The organism is Paenibacillus naphthalenovorans (assembly GCF_001465255.1).
Lineage (GTDB): Bacteria > Bacillota > Bacilli > Paenibacillales > NBRC-103111 > Paenibacillus_G > Paenibacillus_G naphthalenovorans.
In genome coordinates this window covers 3,747,100-3,769,456 of record NZ_CP013652.1, presented here as the reverse complement: position 1 = coordinate 3,769,456, position 22,357 = coordinate 3,747,100, and the positions used below count along the sequence as shown (strand labels likewise).

Genomic DNA, 22,357 nt, shown 5'->3' with positions numbered 1-22,357 from the left:
ACTTGTCTATATCCATTGGCTTGAAAAATTTTATTTTGAACAGCACAACAAAACAGACCTTCCGAAACAGAGGGTCTGTTTGTTATGTAACCGCCGTGCCGGCCTTTCAACGTGTCGGCACGCAGGGATGGTTTATTTACTGCTCAGCGCAACGGCTGCATGTAGTTCTTTGCCCGATGTTGTCCAATTGACGTAAGCCCCGAGAATGTCCCGGACCGTTTTCACGGGAATCATCGTTTTCTCATTGATGATGTGCGGTATTCCTTCATTATATATCTCTTTGCCGTCAACATGATATAGGTTGGAATCGTTCTTCACAGTTATGCTTTTACCCTGCAAAGTGACGACGGCCGATCTTGTCGCGCTGTCCCACGCTACCGTTCCGCCTAATTCTTCGACAATGTCGCGAAGAGGGACATAGAACTTATCGTTGTTAATTACAGTAGGGGAGATGTGTTTCCCGTTGACATTCACATGGATGCTTAGAGACTCCAGAAAATCAGTCTTACGAATGAGACCGTGTATTCCCTTGGTCCGGTCCACAACCTGAGATACTTCATAATCTGTGGCGGCGCTGAGATAAGCGTAAGCCACTTCGCGGCTCATGCCCAGTTTTTCCGACAGGAAGGCAATCGATTCGCGAACCGCTTCTTTCATGGCTTCATCCAGATCGGGATCGAGTCCGATCGGAATCCAGTAATCATCCGTTTCGGCAAAAGGCTGGGTGAATTCGCCGTTGCGGGGAATGGACGGATCTCCCTTTTTAAGTACGGTTAAACGCAAGGTTCCACGCAGGGAAGCTTCTAAAGCGGTTAAAGCGACTTCGCCGTCCCCTTGTGCAAAGTGAGGATCGCCGGTATAGAAAAGGGCGCCGTTGACTTTAACAGGCAGATAAAGCGTTGAGCCTACACCTAATTCATTAATATCGATGTTGCCCCCCGTTTCGGATGGAGGCACCGAATTTATTTTTTCACTCGAGTCGGGGGCCACACCCATGATACCCAGAAACGGGTTGATCGGAAACCGGACTTTTTGATTGTTTTCCGTAGGCAGAACACCGTACCATCTGCCATGGATCTCTTCAATAGGGGTGAAGATAGATACGTTATTATACCGTTCCGGATGTTCAGCGCCGGCCCCTTCTTGTCGCCCTTTATTTTCGGGGAATTCGCCAGGTAATGCTCCTTTGTAGTGACGATTGGAAATAACGCCATAGGGGACTCTTGTCTGCAATGAAAGAACTTCTACTTTTAATACATCTCCAGGCTCCGCCCCTTCGACTGCAACAGGTCCTGTAACGATGTGAGGACCGTCTTTATCGAAATCATGCTCGATGGAGGAGGCGGCAATCGCCTTGGCATCATCCAACACCTGATCCGCAGGAATACCATGAGCTCCAAAGTATTGAACTGGATTTCGTCCCTGGTCTTCGATAATGCCCTCATGAGAGACTGTATCGAATGTCACCGTACTTCCGGAAGGAACGGTGAGTACCGGTTTGCTGTCGCGATTAGGCAAATGCCCCCAACGAATATTTTCTACGGTTGACGGAACATAATATTCCCCTTCCACCTTCTCTAAAGTAGTAGGTTGAAGAGGCATGGCGCTTGCACTGGAAATACCGAAAGATGGTAAGGTTAGTATTGCTGTCATAAATAATAGGAATCCTGTCCGCGAAATCTTACTTTTTTGATCTTTCATCCCAATTTCACTCCCAATTATGTTATTTTATCTAACACATATGAGAGGATTATATAAGATAACTGATTTTTTGACAATATATTTAATTAAAATGTTATAAAACATTACATAAAAATGGGGCGGTATAACTGGAACAGAATCGTTTTCCAAGCGGCGATGTATAAATCTTCTTAAATGTTGTCAACAGTAATCATGACGAAATGAACTTTTCCTTTGGTTGAAACCATCAGTCATCCTGATTTACGATGAAACCATAAGCCTTTATCTGAACAGCGGCAAAGGCAAGTTACAATCAAAGGGGGCTTTTCTAGTGAATACAGCTGCGGCGCAGCAGTCATCGTCCGGCGGGGTTCGGGTAGCTGTACAACGTTTCGGCCGATTCCTGAGCGGCATGGTCATGCCGAATATGGGCGCTTTCATAGCATGGGGTTTGATTACGGCTTTATTTATTCCGACAGGATGGTTTCCTAACGAGTACCTGGCCAAGCTGGTAAATCCTATGATCACTTACCTGCTTCCCATTCTTATCGGGTATACCGGGGGACAGATCATTCACGGTTCCCGCGGCGGGGTCATCGGCGCTGTGGTAACGATGGGAGTCGTAGTAGGTGCGACCATTCCCATGTTTTTGGGGGCTATGATCGTCGGACCGGCTTCGGCGTGGGTTTTGAAGCAGTTTGACAAAGCGGTCGACGGCAAAATCCGTTCCGGTTTTGAAATGCTCGTCAATAACTTTTCAGCCGGGATTATCGGGGGCGCGTTAGCTCTGGTAGCGTATACGGGCGTAGGCCCGGTCGTTCAAGTGATCAGCAATACCTTGGCGGCAGGGGTCCAATTCCTGATCAATGCCGGGTTGCTTCCGCTGGCTAATATCCTGATTGAGCCGGGTAAAGTTCTTTTCCTGAATAACGCGATCAATCATGGCGTCTTGGGTCCGATTGCTTTGGATCAATCGGCCAAAACAGGGCAATCGATCATTTTCATGCTGGAATCGAATCCGGGACCGGGGCTCGGTATTCTGCTCGCTTACTGGCTGGTAGGGCGCGGTACGGCGAAGCAATCCGCACCCGGTGCAGCGGTTATCCATTTCTTTGGCGGAATCCATGAGATTTATTTCCCTTATATTCTGATGAATCCGCGCCTGATTTTGGCTGCGATTACAGGCGGTGTAGTCGGAACGTTCACATTCTCCTTATTTCAAGCCGGACTGGTGGCTACGCCATCGCCGGGGAGTATTTTCGCTTACATCGCGATGGCGCCCAGAGGCGGGCTGTTCCCGGTATTGGCGGGTGTCCTGACGGCAACCGTCGCTTCATTCCTGGTTGCGTCGCTTCTGCTCAAAATGAGCCGTAAGGCAGAGCAGGAAGGCGATTTGGAGCAGGCTGCCGAGAAGATGAAGCAAATGAAAAACGCGGGTAAGGCCGAAGCAGTGGCGGTGGCAGAGAACAAGAAATCCGAAGTGAACAAAATCGTATTTTCTTGTGATGCCGGGATGGGCTCCAGCGCGATGGGGGCATCCATTTTAAGGAAGAAAATGAAAGAAGCGGGCGTTGAAGTGACGGTCATTAATACCGCAATCAGCGAGATTCCGCAGGACGCGGATATCGTGATTACACATAAAACGCTGACCGATCGCGCGAAGGTGCAAGCGCCGAACGCCGAGCACATTTCGATCGACAACTTCCTGAAGAGCCCGGAATACGAAGAGCTCGTCAAGCGGTTAAGCTAATTCAATTGCAGTATATTTAACGCTGGCATTCTGCCGGCGTTATCTCCATTTTGTAAAAGAGGAGATTGTCCGTTATGAACATTTCCAACCGACAACGACAAATCCTGGAGCTGCTGCTGAACCGCAAGGATGAGATCACGGCAGGAGAAATTGCCGCTGAAATCAAAGTCAGCACGAGAACGGTTCACAGAGAGCTGTCGGAGTTGGAGGAAATTCTGGCGGCCTATGACGTCTCACTGCACAAAAAATCCGGCATCGGCATCCAAATTCAAGCTGAACCGGAACAGCTGGAGAAGTTCAAACGGAGTCTCTCCCACATGGGTACAGTGGAATTCTCGGCGGAGGAACGAAAAGCATTGATGCTTTGCCTGCTTTTGGAAGCCGAAGAACCGGTGAAGCTGTTTGCTCTGGCGCATGATTTGCATGTTACCGTACCGACGGTCAGCAGTGATCTGGACGACCTGGAGGATTGGATTCAGAAAAGCGGTCTTACCTTGGTGCGGCGAAGAGGGTATGGCGTGCTTCTCGGCGGATCTGAAGCGAATAAACGCGAAGCCATATGCCGGCTGGCCCGCAAGCATCTGGATGATTCCGATTTGTTCGGAAAAATCGCAAGCGGACCGCTTCATCCGCTTACCGGACGGCTGCTTGCGATGATAGGTAAAGAGCATTGGATGGATGTGGAGCAAGCGCTATGGCAGATGGAGGACCGGTGGCCTCTGGAGCTGTCGGAGGCGGCCTATACCGATCTCTTGATCCGGTTGTCCGTGGCGCTTGCGCGAATCAGGCAGGGCAAGACGATCGAGCCGGACCAAAGGGGAGTCCCGGATACCGGCGAAACCGTCCGTGAGGGTACGGTCAGGGATCAAATGGTGCGTCATTTATCCGAAACACTGCATCTTTCCTTGCCTCCGGAGGAAGCCGATTATATAGCCGGGCTATTCGATGAAAATGGGGAGGCCCGCACCAACAGCCTGCTGCCTCAAGATGATCTGAGCTTGCTGGAGACCGTTCAAAAGCTTATACGCCGCGTAGAGGATCAGACCGGTGTTCCGTTGAGTGAAGACCGTTCCTTGAGGGACGGTCTAATCAAGCACATTGAGCCTGCATTGCAGAGGATCAGGGAAGGCGTGCAGATCCGCAATCCGCTGCTTGCCCAAATCAAAAAAGATTATGAGCATCTGTTTGGATATGTCAGGCAAGCGGTAGACGAAATTATTACCGGATTTGCAGTGCCGGATGAGGAAATCGGATTTCTGGTCATGCATTTCGGGGCGTCCCTGGAACGTCTGAAGCAGTTTTCCCGGAATGTAAGGGCCATCGTGGTGTGTACCAGCGGCATCGGATCCTCAAAGCTGCTGGCTATCCGTCTGGAGAAGGAGCTTCCCCAAATTGACATCGTCGACAATGTATCCTGGTACGAAGCGGCCAGATTTCCCGCAGAGGCTTACGATTTGATCATATCCACCGTGGATCTTCCGCTGGAACCGGATCAATACTTCAAGCTGAGCCCTCTGCTGACCAAAGAAGAGACGGAGAAACTGCGGCAATATGTTCAAAATATCACCTTAAAACGGGCTCCGGCCGACCTTCCCGAACCCTTGCAGGGAACCCCGGCTTTGGACCGTTTAAGATCGTTAAAAGCTTATTTAAACGAAACGGTCTGCCTGATGGATCATTTTGAAGTATATCGCTTGTCCAATAGCCCGGATTTGCGGCAAACGTTACGGCAGGCTTGCGAAGAGGTGCGCAAGGACGGGGCGTTGGCGAGGCCCGAACCGGTCGTCGAGCAGCTGCTTGAGAGGGAACGATACGGGAGTCAAATCATCCCGGATACCGGACTTGCTTTATTTCATACCAGAAGCGAGCATATCACAAGGCCGCTGCTGTCTTTGTTCAGGTTAAGCAATGCTCTGACCCTGGATCCCGAGCATCCCGCGCAGGTTCGCGAGCTTTTGCTGATGCTAGGGCCGCGGGAGCTTTCCAAAGAAGGTCTGGAAGTCCTGAGCGAGATTAGCGCCATGCTGCTTCTGCCGGATATGATTCGGATGCTGGAGAACGGGACGACAGAGCAAATCAGGCAGTTTATATCGAATGAGCTCGCAGGCTTTTTTGAAAATAAAATGGAAATGGAGAGGGTTATCTAGTGAGTATTTTATCGAAGGACAAAGTCAAGCTGAATGCCAAAGTACAGGACAAATATGAAGCGATTCGCATGGCCGGACAGCTGCTCGTCGATGCGGGCCACGCTTCCGTCGAATATATCGATAAAATGATTGAGCGAGAACAAACCTTGTCCACTTATATGGGCGGGGGCTTGGCTATTCCTCACGGCACCAAGGATTCCAAGGAGCTGATCCGCTCCACGGGGCTGTCGATTGTCCAAATTCCCGAGGGCGTCGATTTCGGAGATGGAGAAAAAGCGCATCTGGTCGTGGGCATTGCCGCGGCAGGGGATGATCATCTGGACATTTTGACGAATGTGGCGATGATATGTTCCGATGACGATAACCTGGAGCGTATCCTTAAAGCATCTACGGCGGAAGAAATGATCGCGATCTTCGAAAGCGGGATGGAAGCATGAGGGCGGTCCATTTCGGAGCGGGAAACATTGGCAGAGGGTTTATCGGACTGCTGCTGTCGAGATCGGGATATGAGGTTTGCTTTGTCGACGTGAACGACACGCTCGTTTCCTTGCTTCAGCAAAGAGGCGAATATACGGTAGCCTTGGCGAACGAAGCCCAAGAGGCGGCGGTCGTGAGGGGCGTTACGGCGATCAACGGAAAAGATCTGGAAAGGGTAGCCGAGGCGGTTGCGAATGCGGACCTGGTCACAACGGCTGTCGGAGTTTCGATTCTCAAGCACATTGCCGAAGGAATTGCCAAAGGCATTGAACAGCGCCTTTCGCGCTCCAACGCCCCTCTGCATATTATTGCCTGCGAAAATGCGATCGGCGGAAGCACGCAGTTAAAGGAGCATGTGTATTCCCATTTGAGCGGAGAGATGCGCAGCAAAGCGGATCAATATACAGCTTTTCCGGATGCCGCGGTAGACCGGATCGTACCGATCCAGCATCATGAGGATCCGCTTCACGTAACGGTGGAGCCGTTTTATGAGTGGGTGGTTGACCGTTCTGGGATGATCGAGGGGTTTACCGAAATCCAGGGCGTTCATTATGTGGACGAATTGACGCCTTATATTGAACGCAAACTTTTTACCGTCAATACGGGGCACTGCTGCGCTGCCTATCTCGGATACCTGCAAGGCTTCCAGACGATTCAGGAAGCGATGGCGGACCAGGGTATTACAGCGCAGGTTCGGCAGGTATTGGAGGAAACCGGCGAACTGCTGGTGAAGAAGTACGCTTTTGATTCGCAGGAACATAAGAACTATATTCATAAAATTCTGGACCGCTTCCGTAATCCTTATTTGACGGATGAGGTCATACGGGTAGGGCGTTCGCCTATCCGCAAGCTGTCTCCGAACGACCGGCTGGTTCGTCCGGCCCTTCAGGCGTTTGAGCTGGGAATGACGCCGAATCATCTGGCACGGGCTATGGCTGCCGCCCTGTTGTTCGATCATACGGAAGATCCGGAAGCCGTGGAACTGCAGTCAACCATTCAAGCTATGGGACTGGGCCGGGCGGTGACTCATTATACAGGCATCCCGGAGAATCATCCGGTGCATGGGCTGATTTTGGAGCATGTTCATCAATTAAAGCAGCAGGTTCATTCGTAAGGGAGGTACATCATGTCGAATCAGTTAACGGGTATCGCCGCTTCTCCCGGCTTGGCCATTGCCAAAGTCTACCGACTGAACAACTCAGCTCATATCCCCGTTCGCAGTACCGTGACGGATCCGAAGCAGGAGGTTCAGCGCTTCCGGCAAGCCGTCGAGCAGGCGAAGCAGGAGCTGGAATCCATTCGGGAGCTGACCGAAGCGAAGCTCGGCGCCCAGAAAGCCGAAATATTCGAATCGCATTTGCTTTCGCTTGAGGATCCGGATTTCATAGATGTCATTATGGATAACATCGAGCAGGAAGGAATCAACGCGGAATACGCGCTTTATGAAGTTTCACAAGCATTTATCAATACATTGATGGCCATGGATAACGAGCTCTTAAGGGAGCGGGCGGCAGATGTGCGCGACGTATCCGGCCGCTTGATGAGCGGATTGCGCGGAGAGAAATATACCACCGTTTCAGATATTGCGGAGGAGTCCATCATAATAGCCGAGGATCTTTCGCCGTCGGATACGGCGCAGCTTAACCTGGATGTCGTGCGGGGCTTTATTACGGAAATTGGCAGCCGGACATCCCATTCCGCGATCATGGCCCGTTCTCTGGGCATCCCGGCGATTGTCGGCGTCGGCGCCGCCGCAGGAGACATTCCGGCGGGGGTTACCGTCATTATGGATGCCTCGGAAGGACGTATTGTGGTCGATCCGACTGAAGAGGAACTGAATGCTTACCGTGCGAAGAAAGAACAGTATGACCGCCGTCAGGCCGAACTTAGCAAGCTGAAGGATCAACCCACGGTCTCCAAAGACGGCCGTCAGGTCGAGCTCGCCGCCAATATCGGCAGCGTTGAAGACGTGCAGAAGGCGATTGACAACGGCGCGGAAGCCATCGGACTGTTCCGGACGGAATTTTTATATATGGGACGGAGCTCTTTTCCGACCGAAGAGGAGCAATTCAAGGTTTACAAGTATGTGCTCGAAAAAATGGAGGGAAAGCCTGTCGTGATCCGGACGCTGGATATCGGGGGCGACAAGGAGCTCCCGTACCTGGAGCTTCCGAAGGAGAGCAATCCTTTCCTGGGCCTGCGCGCCGTCCGCCTTTGCCTCGACCGGCAGGAACTATTCCGTACGCAGCTTCGCGCGCTTCTGCGGGCAAGCCGTTACGGCCAGCTGAAGATTATGTTCCCGATGATCGCCGTTCTCGAGGAGCTGCTGGAGGCCAAGCGTCTGCTCCAGGAGGAAAAGGACAAGCTTATTCAAGAAGGCGAGACGGTAGCCGATCGCATTGAAGTAGGCATGATGATTGAAGTGCCAGCAGCGGCGCTTGCGGCGGACAGCTTTGCCGCAGAGGTCGATTTTTTCAGCATCGGGACCAACGATCTGATTCAATATACCATGGCTGCAGACCGGATGAACGAAACGGTATCGTACCTGTATCAGCCGCTGCATCCTTCCATTCTCCGACTCATTCAAATGGTCATTCGGGCGGCCGAGCGGGAAGGCAAATGGGTCGGCATGTGCGGGGAGATGGCCGGCGATGCCACGGCGATTCCTCTGCTGCTGGGACTGGGGCTGCATGAGTTCAGCATGAGCGCCGGTTCGATCCTGCCCGCCAGGGAGCTGATCCGCGAGCTTTCTCAAGAGGAATGGGCCGTTCACGCCGGGCGTGCGCTTGCGATGAGAAGCCAGAATGAAATCAAAGAGGTTGTTCAAATGCTGACAAGGAGTGATTCCAAGTGAAATCCCAAACCTTTACTGTGCTTAATCCTTCCGGATTTCATGCACGGCCTACGAAAATATTCGTTCAGACCGCCGGTGCGTTCCCATGCAAAGTGAATGTGATCAAAAACGGAAAAAAAGTAAACGGAAAAAGCTCGTTGAGCATGCTTACGCTGGGGATTGCCCAAAATGACGAGGTAACGCTGGAAACAGACGGAGAACAAGAAGAGCAGGCGCTTAAAGAATTAGGAGAGCTGCTGGTCAAGATTTACGAAGAATAGATGGCATAAAACAGGACACCTGCTTTTGTGAGCGGGTGTCCTTGTTTTATGTCCATGATATTAAGAGGACGGCGCTTAATAAGGGAATTGCGAGGAATAGCCGCTGAATTGCTGATGCGCTTGTTGCAGCTTTTGCTGCTCTTCAGCCTCCAGCTTATACCAGCCGTTCTGGAACATCAAGTTATACAGCTCTCTCGCGCTCTGGTGCGTTTCGGTCAAGATCTGGAGCATGTCGTCATGGAGCTGCTGATGGCTGGCTTCACGGACAGCGACATTGAAGCCGTCCGTCAAGTATTTACACGTACTGAGGCCGTCGTTCAAAAAGTCGCGGTCATTCATCTGCGGTCCTTTGATATTCGGCAGTTGGCCTGACTGCGGATTGGCGATCTCATTAGGATTTGGGGCTTGCTGCGTTGGCATGGATCCAATCTCCTTTTACTGTGACGTTTGCTGCGGACGAGGCAGATTCGCCATTACGGCGTTATTATTCACCTGCAGGTGAGTCAGCAGCTTTTGGTAATGACGTTGATGCATTTGTCCGGCTTTGTCGAACGCTTGTTTCAATTGCGGATTGATCGTTTGTTGGGCGAAAAAATGAAACTTCTTAAATGCGTTCAGTTCCCAGGACAGCGCATCCTTGAGGTAAAGCAAATCTTTGGTCGTAATCACACGGGGAGGAACGGGTATCGGCACTTGAGCCGGAGGATTCATGGTCGTCGTCGTCATCAAAGTACTCCTTTCCTGATTACGAAGTTTTCACTATATATAATGAACATTCAAAGGCGGATTATGCTCTGGATTAATTTTTTATGAATGAAAATGAATGAAAACTGTGCTAAGATAATAATTCATTGAATGACTACAGGTTCCATAACCAGAAAGGTGACCTCATGAGCTCTATAACATCCGGGAGGACGGCAAAGGCTGCCAGTACCAAAGATTTCAATCTGTTTTTATTAACCTGGCCGATTTTTTTGGAATTGTTTCTTTTTATGCTGATGGGGGCTGTCGATACCTTTATGTTAAGCGCGGTTTCGGACGATGCGGTCTCTGGTGTAGGCGTGGCGCATCAGGTGATTTTTATCGCTATTTTAGTCCTTGAGGTGATTGGGAACGGTGCGGCGATTGTCGTCGCTCAATACATAGGCTCCAGAAAACCGGCCGACGCGGCCCGAATTTCAGCGACAGCCGTCACCCTGAACTTAATGATCGGCTTGACGCTGAGCGCAAGCTTTGTTCTCTTTGGAAACCGGCTGCTGCAAGCAGTGAATTTGCAAGGGGATATTTTGCGCTACGCTCAGATCTATATCGTCATTGTAGGCGGCGGCTTATTTCTTCAGGCAATGATCAACACGTTATCCAGCATAATTCGAACGTACGGGTATACCAAGCAGTCGATGTTTGTTTCGTTGGGGATGAACGTCATTCATGTAGCGGGTAACTATCTGTTGATTTTCGGTCATTGGGGTTTCCCGGAAATGGGCGTCGCAGGAGCGGCTTTATCCACGGTCCTCAGCCGCGGGATAGCCGTTATCGTCTTTTTTTGGCTGCTGTACCGCATCATGGAGATCAGGGTGAAAGTAAGAGATTATGTTGTCCTTTCCAAAGTTTATGTAGGTAAAATACTGAAAATCGGAATTCCATCGGCCTTTGAACAACTGACATATCATGCCTGCCAGACGGTCTTTCTATACTATGTTACCTTCTTGGGGGCTGCGGCGCTGGCTTCCAGACAATATGCAATGAACATTTCGATGTTTATCTTTTTGTTTAGTGCAGCCATCGGGATGGGGACGGCGATCATCACCGGCCGTCTAGTGGGTGCGGGACGGAAGGATGAAGCTTATTACAGGGTATGGCAAAGCTTGAAATGGGGCCTGTTCCTTACCGTTCTGGTCGATATCGTCGTGATCCTGTTCCGTGACCCTCTGATCGGCATATTTACGCAGGATCCCGTTATCCTTGGCTTGACTTCACAGGTCATTGTTCTAAGCCTATTGCTCGAAACCGGGCGTACGTTTAACCTTGTGCTGATCAATTCACTGCGAGCAGCCGGGGATGCGAAATTTCCCGTGTATATGGGTCTGATCTCGATGGCAGGAATGAGCTTGCCCTTAGGTTATTTTCTTGTATTCCATTTGAATCTCGGATTAGCCGGGGTTTGGCTGGCGATTGCTGCGGATGAATGGACGCGGGGAATCATTATGTTCTTCCGTTGGCGAAGCAGGACATGGGAAAAGCTGGCGCTGGTCGATTCTTCGGGAAATCCGGTGTCGGCGGCTGCCGGCACATCATAAATAAACGATTAAGAAGGGCTGACCATCCGGTCAGCCCTTTAAACGTATCTGTATTAAATGATTCCTTGTGCCAGCATGGCATCGGCAACTTTGGTAAATCCGGCGATATTCGCCCCAACCAGGAGGTTTCCGGGCTGGCCGTATTCTTCAGCGGCTTGGACGCTGCTTCTGTAGATGTTTTTCATAATAGCATGAAGCTTGTCATCGACTTCGTGGAAGCTCCAGGAATATCTCATGCTGTTTTGAGCCATTTCCAATGCGGATACGGCTACGCCGCCGGCATTAGCAGCTTTCGCCGGTCCAAACAGGACTTTGTTGGCCAAGAATACATCGATAGCTTCCAATGTGGACGGCATATTCGCGCCTTCGCCTACAGCCTTCACCCCATTGGCAACCAGAAGCTTAGCGGAGGCTTCGCTAATTTCATTCTGCGTAGCGCATGGCAGAGCAATGTCACACGGGATCGTCCAAATGCCTTCGCAGCCTTCATGGTATTCGGCGTTAGGATGTTCCTTGACGTATTCGCTGATGCGTTTTCTCTCGACTTCTTTTATCTGTTTTACCGTTTCGAATTTAATGCCGTCCGGATCATAAACATATCCGTTGGAATCGCTGCAAGCGAGCACTTTGGCGCCCAATTGGGTCGCTTTTTGAATCGCATACAGGGAGACGTTGCCGGATCCGGAAATGACGACCGTGCTGTCTTCAAAGCTTAACCCAATGGACTTCAACATTTCTTCTACGAAGTAGACCGTACCGTAACCGGTAGCTTCTGTACGCGTCAAGCTGCCGCCGTAACCGATTCCTTTGCCCGTCAGCACACCGGCTTCATTGCCTCCGCGGATTCTTCTGTATTGACCGAACATATAACCGATTTCTCTAGCGCCTACGCCAATGTCGCCGGCCGGCACGTCCGTATCCGGACCGATGTATTTAAACAGCTCCGTCATGAAGCTCTGGGTAAATCTCATGATCTCTCCGTCGGATTTCCCTTTGGGATCGAAGTCGGATCCGCCCTTGCCTCCGCCGATCGGCTGCCCTGTCAAGGAGTTCTTGAAAATTTGCTCGAATCCTAAAAATTTAATGATGCTGGCATTGACGGAAGGATGAAATCTTAATCCGCCTTTATAAGGGCCGAGAACGCTGTTGAATTGAACCCGGAATCCGCGGTTAACCTGCACTTTTCCTTGATCGTCCACCCAAGGCACTCTGAACGTGATCATTCTTTCGGGCTCGACAATTCTTTCCAGAATACCGGCCTGCATGTATTTGGGATGTTTTGCAAAAACAGGGACAAGCGAAAATAAAATTTCCTTAATCGCCTGATGAAATTCGCTTTCATGAGGATTGCGCTTGATTACGGTATCATAAACTTCATTGACATATGTTCTTGCTGCTAATTCATTATGCTGTGCTGTTTCTAACGCCATGCTTTAACCTCCGTTATTTATTGTCTTCAGGTCAAATGATCCTTTCCCATTCAAATTATTTTTACATATTTATATTAAGAAAACAATAGCTTTTATACAAAAAATAAGAGGTTGATTTGCATGCAAGTTATATAACATATATTTAACATAATACGTTATAAGCATCTTTTATTTATGGATATATTTTACAACCACATCTATTTGCATGACAAAATTATTTTATGTAGGCACACTAAATAATGAGGCTATTATTACGGACTGGTTCACAGTCAATTTCAAAATGAGCCGGTCTCTTGATCATCGAATCGCCTTCAAGAGAACTCTGCCATCAAGTCGGCAAGCAAACAAACGCCCTTCTATCTTATAGAAAGGCGTTTGGTTTGGCTGTATTATCCCGGGCGCAATATGGAGAGTACGGCCTCCTTGATTTCCTGATAGCCCGTACACCGGCAAATGTTGGACTGCAGCCAATCTTGGATGATTTCATCGCTGGCGTGGGGATGGGTTTGAATTAAGGCATGGCAATTCATGATGAACCCCGGGGTACAGTAACCGCATTGAAAGGCCCCATGCTCGATAAACGCTCTCTGGATGGGAGCATCCGTCAATCCTTCAATCGTGGTGACCTGTTTTCCCGCTGCCTCCACGGCAAGCATGATGCAGGACTTCATCGGCTGGCCGTCGACCAGAACCGTGCAGGCCCCGCAGTCTCCATTGAGACAGCCCGGCTTGGCGCCGGTCAGTCCCAGTCCTTCCCTCAGCACGTGCAGCAGCGTATCCGCCGGTCTGACGGCAGCATCTTTGACTTCCTTATTTATGTTAAGCTCCACCATGACCTTATAGGCGTCGATATCTTTCATGCGATTCTCCTTCCAGTGAAAGGATCGTGTCCAGCAGCGTGTGTTTCAGAACCCATTCCCGGTAAGCCGCCGATCCGTTGAAATCGTCCAGTATCGGAGCGGGCAAATGGACAAGGGCCTGCTCGATTCTCAGCCGAAGCGGAAGCTCCCGCCGGTTTAGCGCGTCTTCCATCATCGGCGACCGAAACGGAAATGCGCACACACCGCTGAAAGCCACGCGGATCATGGCATTCGTCCGGATGGCGGCTACCGTTAGCAGCGGATAACCGATATCGGACACCTTCCGCTTTTTTACCGCGGCATAAGGCATGCCGATATAGCTTGAGTCGGTAAGCGAGTGCACCAGGAATTCCCCCTTTTCCAGCTGCAGCTGTCCATGGAACACCTGATGGATCGACACCTGCTTCCACCCTGCAGGACCGGCGATCCGCACTTCACTGTCGGTCAATAATAAGGGCAGCACCGTCTCCCTATACATCAGCCGGCTGCAAATGTTTCCGCCCAAGGTAATTTTATTCCGGGAGGTCCGGTCGGCCACGCCGGCAGCGGTTTCTCCCAGCAGGGGAAAGGCGAGGGAGTCATGCAGCCGGGACAGACTCAAGGCCGATCCGAGAACCAGCTTTTGATCCTGGACGGCAAGGATCGTGCATTCGGGAATTTTTTTGATATCGATCACGGCGCGAGGCTGGACCGGGAGGGTTCTGCCCATCGTAATGATTTCCGTTCCGCCGGCATAATACATCGGTTCTTTGCCCTGAAGCGCAAGATCATGGAACAGGCGAACGCCTTCAAGCGCGGTGACCGGCTGATAATATTCGAAATTATACGGAATCATGCCGCGCCTCCATGACCGTTTGCCAAACGAGCTCCGGGAAAAGGGGGAGCCGGTTGAGCGGGACCCCGGCGGCTCTGGAGAGTGCGCTTGCAAGGGCCGCAGGCATCCCGATTAACCCGTGCTCGCCCAGTGCCCGTGCCCCGAATGGAGCTTCCAGGCAAGGATTCTCCACGAATTGCACGACATATTCCGGCTGTTCTCCGTAGCGGAACAGATGGTAATCGCGAAGCGTGGCGTTGCCGATGACTCCCTGGTTATCAAAAAGGAAGGTTTCCCGGTTGGCGAAACCCAGACCCATGCTCATCGCGCCCATGACCTGTCCTTCGGCCGTCTTCGGATTCAGCACTTTTCCCGCATCGATCACGGAGACGGCCTTTAGTATTTTATAAGTATAATCTCGGGTATCCAGCTCAATTTCCACCGCTTGCGCCGCCACATTCCATTCCGGTCCGGGATTGCCTTCCCCCGTTTCCGGATTAAGGTAGGTCATCTGTCTTTGGATATAATGGCCTCTCCCGATAATTTGTCCTCCAATCGCGTTCCCGTTAGGATACGTGTAGCCGTAACAGATGTCTTTGATCGCGATTTGAACGGAAGGATCGGCTTTAACAAAAATGTTCCCCTGTCCGACTTCCAGGTCTTCCGGGTCGACCCTGAGCACACAAGCGGCAATATCCAGCAGTTGGCGGATCGCATCGTCCGCTGCTTTCAAAACCGCGCGTCCGGCCATAAACGTGCCGCGGCTTGCCACGGTTTTCCAATGCTCGGGGGTGATCTGAGTATGGATGGGATAACGGACATGAATTTGATCAGGATCCATCCGCATGCGTTCGGCGAGCATCTGCGCGAGCACCGTCTTCGTTCCTGTCCCGATTTCCACGACACCGCATTCCAGATTCATGCTGCCGTCGGGATTGAAAGAAACAATGGCTCCCGAGCCGGCATCCGGATCCATGGAGGAATTTTTCCAGCTGCAGCTGATGCCTTTGGCCCTGATTTTATAAGCGTCAACCCGCCGGACGGTCCAGTCGTCCCATTCGATCAGCGTCCGCAGCCTTCGCATGCATTCCTGTAAATCGCCGAGATTGCTGGAATTCAGGACATTGCGCGTCGGGCTGATATCGCCCGGGGTCACGATGTTCCTCAAGCGAAGCTCCATAGGGTCTAGCTGCAGCTTATCGGCCAAAGCGTCCATTGCCCGTTCTATGGCAAACGTAAGCTCCGAATGGCCGTATCCGCGGTAGGCGGAAGCGTAAGGATGATTGGTATAGACGGTCAAACAATCGCAGTACAGGTTGTCGATCGCATAAGGTCCCGTACAATCTGCCGCCGCCGCTCTGGCAACGTCGCTCGATTTGTCACAGTAGGCGCCTCCGTCAAACCGGTAGATGATCTCTGCGGCAGTAATTTTGCCTTCCTGCGAGCTTCCCAGCTTGACGGTGGCTTCAAGGCCGATATGCCCGGGGGAGGTCACCATATCCTCCTCTCGGGTGTTGACGATTTTGACCTTGCGGCCGCCGACTGCCTTGGAAGCGATATAGGCGACAAGCTCGAGCTGGATGGCTGCTTTCCCGCCATAGCCTCCGCCGACAAAGGGCGTTTCGACGATAATTTTGCCCGGATCTATGCGGAAATAGATCCCCATATATTTTTTAACCGCAAAAGGCGCTTGGGAGGAGGTTTCGATATGGATACAACCGTCCGGCCTTATTTCCGCAACGGCGCTTCGCGTTTCCATCGCGGCATGATCGGACGGGACGAATGCCACGCTGGTTTCGATGACCGTGTTACTCTCATTCCAGCCCTTCTCCATCTCTCCCTTCCGGATTTGGATGATGCTGGCGATATTGGTACCGGGACGGGAAACGACACCGGGCGCTTTATCATATTCCCCGAGCTTTTCGTGCACTAAAGGAGCATCGAACCGCAAGGCTTCCGTGGGGGAATTCACCACCGGCAGGGGATTATACTGCACATCAATGAACAAGGCGGCCCGAAGTGCGCAAGCTTCGCTGTCCGCCACGACAACGGCAACGGTTTCACCGAAAAATCGGACCTTGTCCTTAGCAATAACGGGCCGGTCACGAATTTCTTCTCCTGTCAGCACATCGCAGTCTTCTCCCGTCAGTATGGCGCGGACGCCTCTGATCTGCCAGGCCCGGGACGTATCGATCTTCACGATGGCGGCATGGGCATAGGGGCTGGTCACCATCCTTGCGTGAAGCATTCCGGCTTCCATACGGTCGCCGGTGTATTTGGCCGCTCCCGTTACCTTATCACGCGACTCCTTCTTGGGAATGCTCTTGCCGATGACTTTCAAGTGATCCATGCTCTCCCTCCCGATTCATTCACTTTACCGATTGGCTGATTCCCGAACGTCAGTAAATTATATGAATCCGAGGTCTCTTTAGTACGAATTGCATTTCATGGGGAAGGAGGGGCGGTGGTGAAAGGGGCTTCTGTTTTATACAGATCGGTGTATCATCATGCGGAAGGAATGGCTGCGTCCTGTTGAAAATAAAGTGAAGCGGGGAGTTGCGGCTTGCGGGTCCAAGCGGAGCAGAGCCGGGAGGGGCATCACCTTAAAGCAGTCTGAAACGTTCCAGTTGATCCCACAAGCGTTCTTTTCGCAGAATCTCTATTTGCTTTGCACCGATCAGGTCAAAGTGGGGAAAAGGGTCGCGGTTATGAATATATCTTGGATCTAATCCGTTGGCTGCGCACCACTCGGATAAGCGCTCCAGATTCGAGCAGCCGACTTTGGTTACCGTATGAATGCCCGGAAAACGGGGCTCCAGCCAAAAGTGGGTGATAAAAGCGATCTCTCCCCTGGACACAGCTTCTTTCCACTGCGTCAGTTCTTCTCTGGTGATCCCGAATGCCACTGTGTTTCCTCCTTCACCTATCCGGTCGTTCATGATGAATTATGATGTATAATGGCAAGAATGATTGCGACTTCCCATTGGTTCAATTATTTTGCTCCTGCCGGGGACGAATCCCATTCATCCGCCAGCATCCCGTAAACGGCAAGGTCGATATAGCGGTCATACAACCGCTGTCCTCCGCGGGCGACTCCTTCGAAGGAGAATCCGAGCCTCTCCGGCACGGAACGGCTCTTCAGGTTATTCACGCCGGCCCGGATTTCCACCCGGTACAGACCCAGTCCCTTAAAGGCATGAGAGACCATCGCGCGGCAAGCGCGGGTCATGATCCCGAGGCCTTGATGGGATTCGGCCAGCCAATACCCGATGGACGTGCGGCGGTTCAACAGACAAAGCGCATGATGATCGATCGTTCCGCACAGTTCTCCGTGAAACAGGATGCCTGCCGTCATGCCATCTCCCTTGGCCCAACGGATTCGTGCGGACTCGATGAAGGATCGGGTGTCCTGGGGACTTTTGGTTGCATCGACCCAGGCCATCCATTTCCGCAGATAGCTGCGGTTCGCATGAATAAGCCGGTATAGCGCTTCTGCGTCAGCGGGCTCCAACAGCTTTAATTCCAATTCGTCATCGATCCTGTATTTAAACATGCTCCCGGGACCTCCTGCGGAAAGACCGTACATGCGGCCGATTTTTCTCCTTGAACAAAGTCCTCTTTGATCAGAAGATGATTCTATTATATCGCAGAACAGTAAAGGATGCCGAATCCTGAAAACGGTAAATCCGGGTTAAACCGCCTCTTTCGCAAATCTTATGCCGTCTCTTGCTTCCTTTAAATAAAGGAGAGCGGTCTCCTCATCCCAATGGAAGGTGTCTCTCATGAAGCGGACGGTGGGCTCCAGCCACCGCGCGGCGCTTTGGTGGTCGAAATTGACCGCCCCTGTACGGCGATTGAGAAAATCAAGAGGGCGGGTTACCATTTCTTCCTCTATGCCGTAGATGAGCGAAGCCAATGCGTCAATCTCCATTCCGTAGGCCGCGGAGGCTTCGCGCAGGGAGTCAAATTTGGCGTACACCGACGGCACGTTGCTGCCGTAACGACGGACGAGGGCCGCCGCCCGCTTCTCAGACAAGCCCTGGTGGATGCCATGCTGCGTCCACTTGGCGGTAAACGCATCAAAGCCTTCCGGAAAATCTCCGCCGGATAGCTTGATTTGATCGGTACTGCAGCCCGGGAACGTACGGCCGGTTTCTTTGTTCAGCTGCTCCGCTACCAGATCGATAACCCGTTCGGCCATTTTGCGGTAGCCGGTCAGCTTGCCTCCGGCAATGGTGATGAGACCCGAGGGAGAAAGGAAGATTTCGTCCTTGCGGGACAGCTCGGACGGTGATTTGCCGTCTTCGTGGATAAGCGGCCGCAGCCCCGCCCAACTGGCCTCGACATCTGCTTCCGTAAGTCCGATGGAAGGGAACATGTAATTTGCCGCATCGAGTAAATAAGTCAAATCAGCCTTGGTCATCCGGGGATGCTCCAGATTGCCTTCGTAATCGGTGTCCGTTGTCCCAATGTAGGTCTTGCCGTCCCGTGTGACTGCAAACACCATACGGCCGTCCGGTGTATCGAAATAAATCGTCTGCCTCAGCGGGAATCGGCTTTGATCGACGACGATATGGACCCCTTTGGTTAAGTGCAGCCGTTTGCCCTGCTTCGATTGGTCCAGCTCGCGCAGCTTGTCTACCCACGGGCCGGCGGCGTTCACGATCTTGCTTGCCCGAATCTCGAAGGTTTGTCCTGAATTCCGGTCTTCCGCCTTCACGCCGACAACCTTGCCGTTCTCATACAAGAACTGTGCCGCTTTCGTATAATTGACGGCTTTGACCCCGCGGCTTACCGCCGCTTTCATAATCTCGATCGTCAGCCGCGCATCATCCGTACGGTATTCGACATAATAACCGCCCGCCAGCAGCTTATCCTGCCACAACAGCGGTTCTTTGGCGATCGTTTCGCTTTTGGACAGCATTTTGCGGCGTTCCTCCCGCTTGACCCCGGCAAGCCAATCGTACACGTAAAGACCGACGGATGTGGCTAGCTTACCGTACGTGCCCCCTTTGATAATCGGCATCAGCATCCATTCCGGGATGACGACATGCCGGGCATTTTCGTAGACGATAGCGCGTTCGCGCCCGACTTCCCGCACCAGCTTGACCTCGCCCTGCTTCAGATATCTCAATCCTCCGTGAACGAGTTTTGTCGACCGGCTGCTGGTACCTGCCGCGAAATCCTGCATCTCGATCAGAGCAACCTTGAGTCCGCGCACCGCGCCGTCCAGTGCAATGCCCGCACCCGTAATACCGCCTCCAATCACCAGCATGTCGTATGTTTCCCGTGCCAGTTCAAGCTGAATATCGTTTCGTTTTAGGCTGGAAAATGTTTGAGTCATGTGTACTCCTCTCTGGAGACAAATATGCAAAAAAAGGAAAAAGACACACAACAGCATCATTGATACCCGATCAATGAAGGGTTATGGTCTTTTTCCTCGTCTCCGACCCAGTGGTTATTATATTACCTTCATCATAACCCCTTTTTTCGCTGGCTGCAAGAGGGGGCATATCCATTTTTATTTTGGTACATCTTTACAGAAGTTGCGATTTCTTGTATCGTAGTGCTGCGAAAGAAATCGATGGACTCATCGGTTTAAGGAATCCGGAGCAGGTTTATTTTACAGGAGAGGAAGCGATATCCTTGTACGTGATGGCTCTTGATCAAGGTACGACAAGCGCTAGAGCGATCTTGTTCGATAAAGCGGGGCAAATCGTTGCCGATGCACAAAAGGAATTTCGGCAAATCTACCCGAAACCGGGCTGGGTGGAGCATGATCCGGAGGAAATATGGGACGTCCAGCTCGAGATGATTCGCCAAGCGCTGGCGCAGGCAGGCATTGGGCCTCAGCAGGTTTGCGCCATCGGCATTACGAACCAGCGGGAAACCACCGTGGTTTGGAATCGGCGTACGGGCCGGCCGGTGTATCATGCCATTGTATGGCAAAGCCGTCAGACCAGCAACATTTGTCACGAGCTGCAGCAGCGGGGATATGAAGACCTTGTACGGAGCAAGACCGGACTTTTGATCGACGCCTATTTCTCGGGTACGAAACTGAAGTGGATTCTGGATCATGTGGAGGGCGCGCGCGATCAAGCGGAACGGGGCGAGCTCGCATTCGGCACGATCGATACATGGCTTGCCTGGAAGCTGAGCGGAGGAAAGCTGCATGTGACGGATTATTCGAACGCGTCGAGAACGCTTTTGTTCAATATTCATTCCCTGGAATGGGACGACGAGCTGCTGAACATGCTGCAGGTTCCACGTTCCATGCTGCCGGATGTCCGCTCCTCGAGCGAAATTTACGGATACACGGAGGAGAGCCTGCTGGGCGCCGGTATTCCGATTGCGGGCATTGCCGGTGATCAGCATGCGGCCTTGTTCGGTCAAGCCTGCTTTGATGAAGGAATGGTGAAAAATACGTATGGCACCGGCTGCTTCATGTTAATGAACACCGGAACTAAAGCGGTTGCATCCACGCATGGCTTACTGACAACGATCGCTTGGGGATTGGATGGTAAAGTGGAATATGCGCTGGAAGGAAGCATCTTCGTTGCTGGGGCGGCCATTCAGTGGCTGAGAGACGGGCTGAAGCTGATCGGTACCGCGTCCGAATCTGAGGAGAGAGCGGCATCGGTTTCCAGCACGGAAGGCGTATATTTCGTCCCCGCGTTTGTTGGCCTCGGTGCGCCCTATTGGGATATGGAAGCCCGCGGAGCCATATTCGGTCTAACCCGGGGTACGACGGATAACCATTTGATCCGTGCGGCGGTTGAATCGCTGGCGTATCAAACGCGCGATGTGCTGGAGGCGATGGAAGCCGATTCAGGCATTAAGGTACAAAAGCTTGCAGTTGACGGCGGCGCTGCGGCGAATAACTTCTTGATTCAATTTCAAGCGGATTTGCTGGGTACGAAAGTGGAGCGTCCGACGGTCAATGAAACTACGGCGTTGGGAGCGGCCTATTTGGCCGGTCTAGCCGTTGGCTATTGGCGCAGTAAAGAGGACATTATCCATAACCGTGTCGTCGAGCGGACATTTACGGCCGCTGCCAAACCCGAAGAACGCGATCGCTTGTATGCCGGGTGGAAGAGAGCCGTACATGCGACCATGCGCTACAAAGAAGGCGAGCAAAGCTAATTCAGGAGGAGCAATGGGATGAAAGCCATCATAAACCAGTCCATCGTACCCGCAATTCGCAATATGAAGGATTTTGATCAGCTGCTGAAGACAGACTACGAATTTCTCGTCCTGTTAAACGCGCACATCGCTCAGGTGAAGCCGCTTGTACGCCGGGCTGCCGAGCAGGGGAAGAAGATGTTTCTCCATGCCGATCTCATCGAGGGCTTAAAATCGGATGAATACGCAACCGAATTTTTGGCGCAGGAAATCGGGCCCGCGGGCATCATTTCCACACGCAACAATGTGGTGCTCACCGCCAAAAGAAAAGGGCTTATTGCCATTCAGCGCCTTTTTATGCTCGATACCCTCGCGCTGGAAAACAGCTATGTACAGCTTGAAAAAACGAAGCCCGATTACGTCGAGGTGCTCCCCGGCATTATACCGCATATTATCCGGGAGTTTTTGGAGGAAACGAAAATCCCCGTGCTGGCCGGAGGCCTGATCCGCACCGACGAAGATGTGCGGCTGGCGCTTGAAGCGGGCGCGACGGCGGTGACCACATCGAGAAAAGCGCTATGGCAGAAGCAAGAAGCGTGAGGAAATAGAGGGATTTACCATTTGCAATAAAAATGCTGTTGATTTTTGTGAATTTTTAATTTATAC

Annotated in this window: 19 protein-coding genes; 9 read left to right on the top strand and 10 right to left on the bottom strand. The window is 51.9% G+C overall.

Annotated features, from left to right (window positions below):
* Window positions 1-132: 132 nt before the first annotated feature.
* Window positions 133-1,653, bottom strand: coding sequence for an acetamidase/formamidase family protein (locus IJ22_RS18455; protein WP_137670406.1), 1,521 nt, complete (start codon window positions 1,651-1,653; stop codon window positions 133-135).
* Window positions 1,654-2,011: 358 nt separating this feature from the next.
* Between IJ22_RS18455 and IJ22_RS18450 the strand changes: the two genes are divergently transcribed.
* The 6 genes from IJ22_RS18450 to IJ22_RS18425 all read left to right on the top strand — a co-directional run bounded on the left by IJ22_RS18450 (window position 2,012) and on the right by IJ22_RS18425 (window position 9,168).
* Window positions 2,012-3,430, top strand: coding sequence for a PTS mannitol transporter subunit IIBC (locus IJ22_RS18450; RefSeq protein ID WP_062409878.1), 1,419 nt, complete (start codon window positions 2,012-2,014; stop codon window positions 3,428-3,430).
* 74 nt (window positions 3,431-3,504) lie between these two features.
* A complete protein-coding gene (locus IJ22_RS18445; RefSeq protein ID WP_062409877.1) occupies window positions 3,505-5,577 on the top strand; it encodes a BglG family transcription antiterminator in 2,073 nt (690 codons plus the stop codon).
* Window positions 5,577-6,014 carry a PTS mannitol transporter subunit IIA gene (locus IJ22_RS18440; RefSeq protein ID WP_062409876.1) on the top strand — a complete coding sequence of 146 codons (438 nt, stop codon included), beginning with the start codon at window positions 5,577-5,579 and terminating at the stop codon, window positions 6,012-6,014. Before IJ22_RS18445 ends, IJ22_RS18440 begins: the two co-directional genes overlap by 1 nt.
* Window positions 6,011-7,168 carry a mannitol-1-phosphate 5-dehydrogenase gene (locus IJ22_RS18435; RefSeq protein WP_062409875.1) on the top strand — a complete coding sequence of 386 codons (1,158 nt, stop codon included), beginning with the start codon at window positions 6,011-6,013 and terminating at the stop codon, window positions 7,166-7,168. Before IJ22_RS18440 ends, IJ22_RS18435 begins: the two co-directional genes overlap by 4 nt.
* A 12-nt stretch (window positions 7,169-7,180) precedes the next feature.
* Window positions 7,181-8,908 (top strand): phosphoenolpyruvate--protein phosphotransferase, encoded by a 1,728-nt coding sequence (gene ptsP, locus IJ22_RS18430; RefSeq protein WP_062409874.1) that lies wholly within the window; start codon window positions 7,181-7,183, stop codon window positions 8,906-8,908.
* Window positions 8,905-9,168, top strand: coding sequence for an HPr family phosphocarrier protein (locus tag IJ22_RS18425; RefSeq protein ID WP_054818181.1), 264 nt, complete (start codon window positions 8,905-8,907; stop codon window positions 9,166-9,168). Before ptsP ends, IJ22_RS18425 begins: the two co-directional genes overlap by 4 nt.
* Before the next feature lie 75 nt (window positions 9,169-9,243).
* On the opposite strand, the gene IJ22_RS18420 is transcribed toward IJ22_RS18425, so the two are convergent.
* Both IJ22_RS18420 and IJ22_RS18415 read right to left on the bottom strand, forming a co-directional pair.
* Window positions 9,244-9,588, bottom strand: a complete 345-nt coding sequence (locus tag IJ22_RS18420; protein ID WP_062409873.1) for a spore coat protein — start codon at window positions 9,586-9,588, stop codon at window positions 9,244-9,246.
* 15 nt (window positions 9,589-9,603) lie between these two features.
* Window positions 9,604-9,894, bottom strand: a complete 291-nt coding sequence (locus tag IJ22_RS18415; protein ID WP_062409872.1) for a ferritin-like domain-containing protein — start codon at window positions 9,892-9,894, stop codon at window positions 9,604-9,606.
* Window positions 9,895-10,058: 164 nt separating this feature from the next.
* Between IJ22_RS18415 and IJ22_RS18410 the strand changes: the two genes are divergently transcribed.
* A complete protein-coding gene (locus tag IJ22_RS18410; protein WP_062409871.1) occupies window positions 10,059-11,465 on the top strand; it encodes an MATE family efflux transporter in 1,407 nt (468 codons plus the stop codon).
* Window positions 11,466-11,518: 53 nt separating this feature from the next.
* Here the strand turns inward: IJ22_RS18410 and gdhA are convergent, their stop codons facing one another.
* From gdhA to IJ22_RS18375, 7 genes are all read right to left on the bottom strand, one after another.
* A complete protein-coding gene (gene gdhA / locus IJ22_RS18405) occupies window positions 11,519-12,895 on the bottom strand; it encodes an NADP-specific glutamate dehydrogenase (protein WP_054818182.1) in 1,377 nt (458 codons plus the stop codon).
* A 389-nt stretch (window positions 12,896-13,284) separates the two neighbouring features.
* On the bottom strand, window positions 13,285-13,728 hold the full coding sequence (locus IJ22_RS18400; protein WP_062411053.1) for a (2Fe-2S)-binding protein: 444 nt from the start codon (window positions 13,726-13,728) through the stop codon (window positions 13,285-13,287).
* 4 nt (window positions 13,729-13,732) lie between these two features.
* Complete coding sequence (locus IJ22_RS18395; protein WP_062409870.1) at window positions 13,733-14,590, bottom strand: FAD binding domain-containing protein; 858 nt, start codon at window positions 14,588-14,590, stop codon at window positions 13,733-13,735.
* Window positions 14,577-16,919 (bottom strand): xanthine dehydrogenase family protein molybdopterin-binding subunit, encoded by a 2,343-nt coding sequence (locus IJ22_RS18390; RefSeq protein ID WP_062409869.1) that lies wholly within the window; start codon window positions 16,917-16,919, stop codon window positions 14,577-14,579. The genes IJ22_RS18395 and IJ22_RS18390 overlap by 14 nt, the downstream gene beginning before the upstream one ends.
* Before the next feature lie 253 nt (window positions 16,920-17,172).
* Window positions 17,173-17,475 (bottom strand): hypothetical protein, encoded by a 303-nt coding sequence (locus IJ22_RS18385; RefSeq protein WP_062409868.1) that lies wholly within the window; start codon window positions 17,473-17,475, stop codon window positions 17,173-17,175.
* An 86-nt stretch (window positions 17,476-17,561) separates the two neighbouring features.
* Window positions 17,562-18,122 (bottom strand): GNAT family N-acetyltransferase, encoded by a 561-nt coding sequence (locus IJ22_RS18380; protein ID WP_062409867.1) that lies wholly within the window; start codon window positions 18,120-18,122, stop codon window positions 17,562-17,564.
* 138 nt (window positions 18,123-18,260) lie between these two features.
* On the bottom strand, window positions 18,261-19,913 hold the full coding sequence (locus IJ22_RS18375) for a glycerol-3-phosphate dehydrogenase/oxidase (protein ID WP_062409866.1): 1,653 nt from the start codon (window positions 19,911-19,913) through the stop codon (window positions 18,261-18,263).
* Window positions 19,914-20,224: 311 nt separating this feature from the next.
* Here IJ22_RS18375 and glpK point away from each other — a divergent pair, with 311 nt between their 5' ends.
* Entirely contained in the window at window positions 20,225-21,712 is a 1,488-nt protein-coding gene (gene glpK / locus IJ22_RS18370) for a glycerol kinase GlpK (RefSeq protein WP_062411052.1), read from the top strand.
* An 18-nt stretch (window positions 21,713-21,730) separates the two neighbouring features.
* Entirely contained in the window at window positions 21,731-22,291 is a 561-nt protein-coding gene (locus tag IJ22_RS18365; RefSeq protein ID WP_062409865.1) for a glycerol-3-phosphate responsive antiterminator, read from the top strand.
* Window positions 22,292-22,357 lie beyond the last annotated feature (66 nt).

What these genes read in the sequence shown, in the direction of transcription:
- IJ22_RS18455 (WP_137670406.1), bottom strand. Translation starts at nt 1,653, where the DNA reads ATGACAGCAATACTAACCTTACCATCTTTCGGTATTTCCAGTGCAAGC.
- IJ22_RS18445 (WP_062409877.1), top strand. Translation starts at nt 3,505, where the DNA reads ATGAACATTTCCAACCGACAACGACAAATCCTGGAGCTGCTGCTGAAC.
- IJ22_RS18435 (WP_062409875.1), top strand. Translation starts at nt 6,011, where the DNA reads ATGAGGGCGGTCCATTTCGGAGCGGGAAACATTGGCAGAGGGTTTATC.
- ptsP (WP_062409874.1), top strand. Translation starts at nt 7,181, where the DNA reads ATGTCGAATCAGTTAACGGGTATCGCCGCTTCTCCCGGCTTGGCCATT.
- IJ22_RS18420 (WP_062409873.1), bottom strand. Translation starts at nt 9,588, where the DNA reads ATGCCAACGCAGCAAGCCCCAAATCCTAATGAGATCGCCAATCCGCAG.
- IJ22_RS18415 (WP_062409872.1), bottom strand. Translation starts at nt 9,894, where the DNA reads ATGACGACGACGACCATGAATCCTCCGGCTCAAGTGCCGATACCCGTT.
- IJ22_RS18410 (WP_062409871.1), top strand. Translation starts at nt 10,059, where the DNA reads ATGAGCTCTATAACATCCGGGAGGACGGCAAAGGCTGCCAGTACCAAA.
- gdhA (WP_054818182.1), bottom strand. Translation starts at nt 12,895, where the DNA reads ATGGCGTTAGAAACAGCACAGCATAATGAATTAGCAGCAAGAACATAT.
- IJ22_RS18400 (WP_062411053.1), bottom strand. Translation starts at nt 13,728, where the DNA reads ATGGTGGAGCTTAACATAAATAAGGAAGTCAAAGATGCTGCCGTCAGA.
- IJ22_RS18395 (WP_062409870.1), bottom strand. Translation starts at nt 14,590, where the DNA reads ATGATTCCGTATAATTTCGAATATTATCAGCCGGTCACCGCGCTTGAA.
- IJ22_RS18390 (WP_062409869.1), bottom strand. Translation starts at nt 16,919, where the DNA reads ATGGATCACTTGAAAGTCATCGGCAAGAGCATTCCCAAGAAGGAGTCG.
- IJ22_RS18380 (WP_062409867.1), bottom strand. Translation starts at nt 18,122, where the DNA reads ATGTTTAAATACAGGATCGATGACGAATTGGAATTAAAGCTGTTGGAG.
- IJ22_RS18375 (WP_062409866.1), bottom strand. Translation starts at nt 19,913, where the DNA reads ATGACTCAAACATTTTCCAGCCTAAAACGAAACGATATTCAGCTTGAA.
- glpK (WP_062411052.1), top strand. Translation starts at nt 20,225, where the DNA reads ATGGCTCTTGATCAAGGTACGACAAGCGCTAGAGCGATCTTGTTCGAT.
- IJ22_RS18365 (WP_062409865.1), top strand. Translation starts at nt 21,731, where the DNA reads ATGAAAGCCATCATAAACCAGTCCATCGTACCCGCAATTCGCAATATG.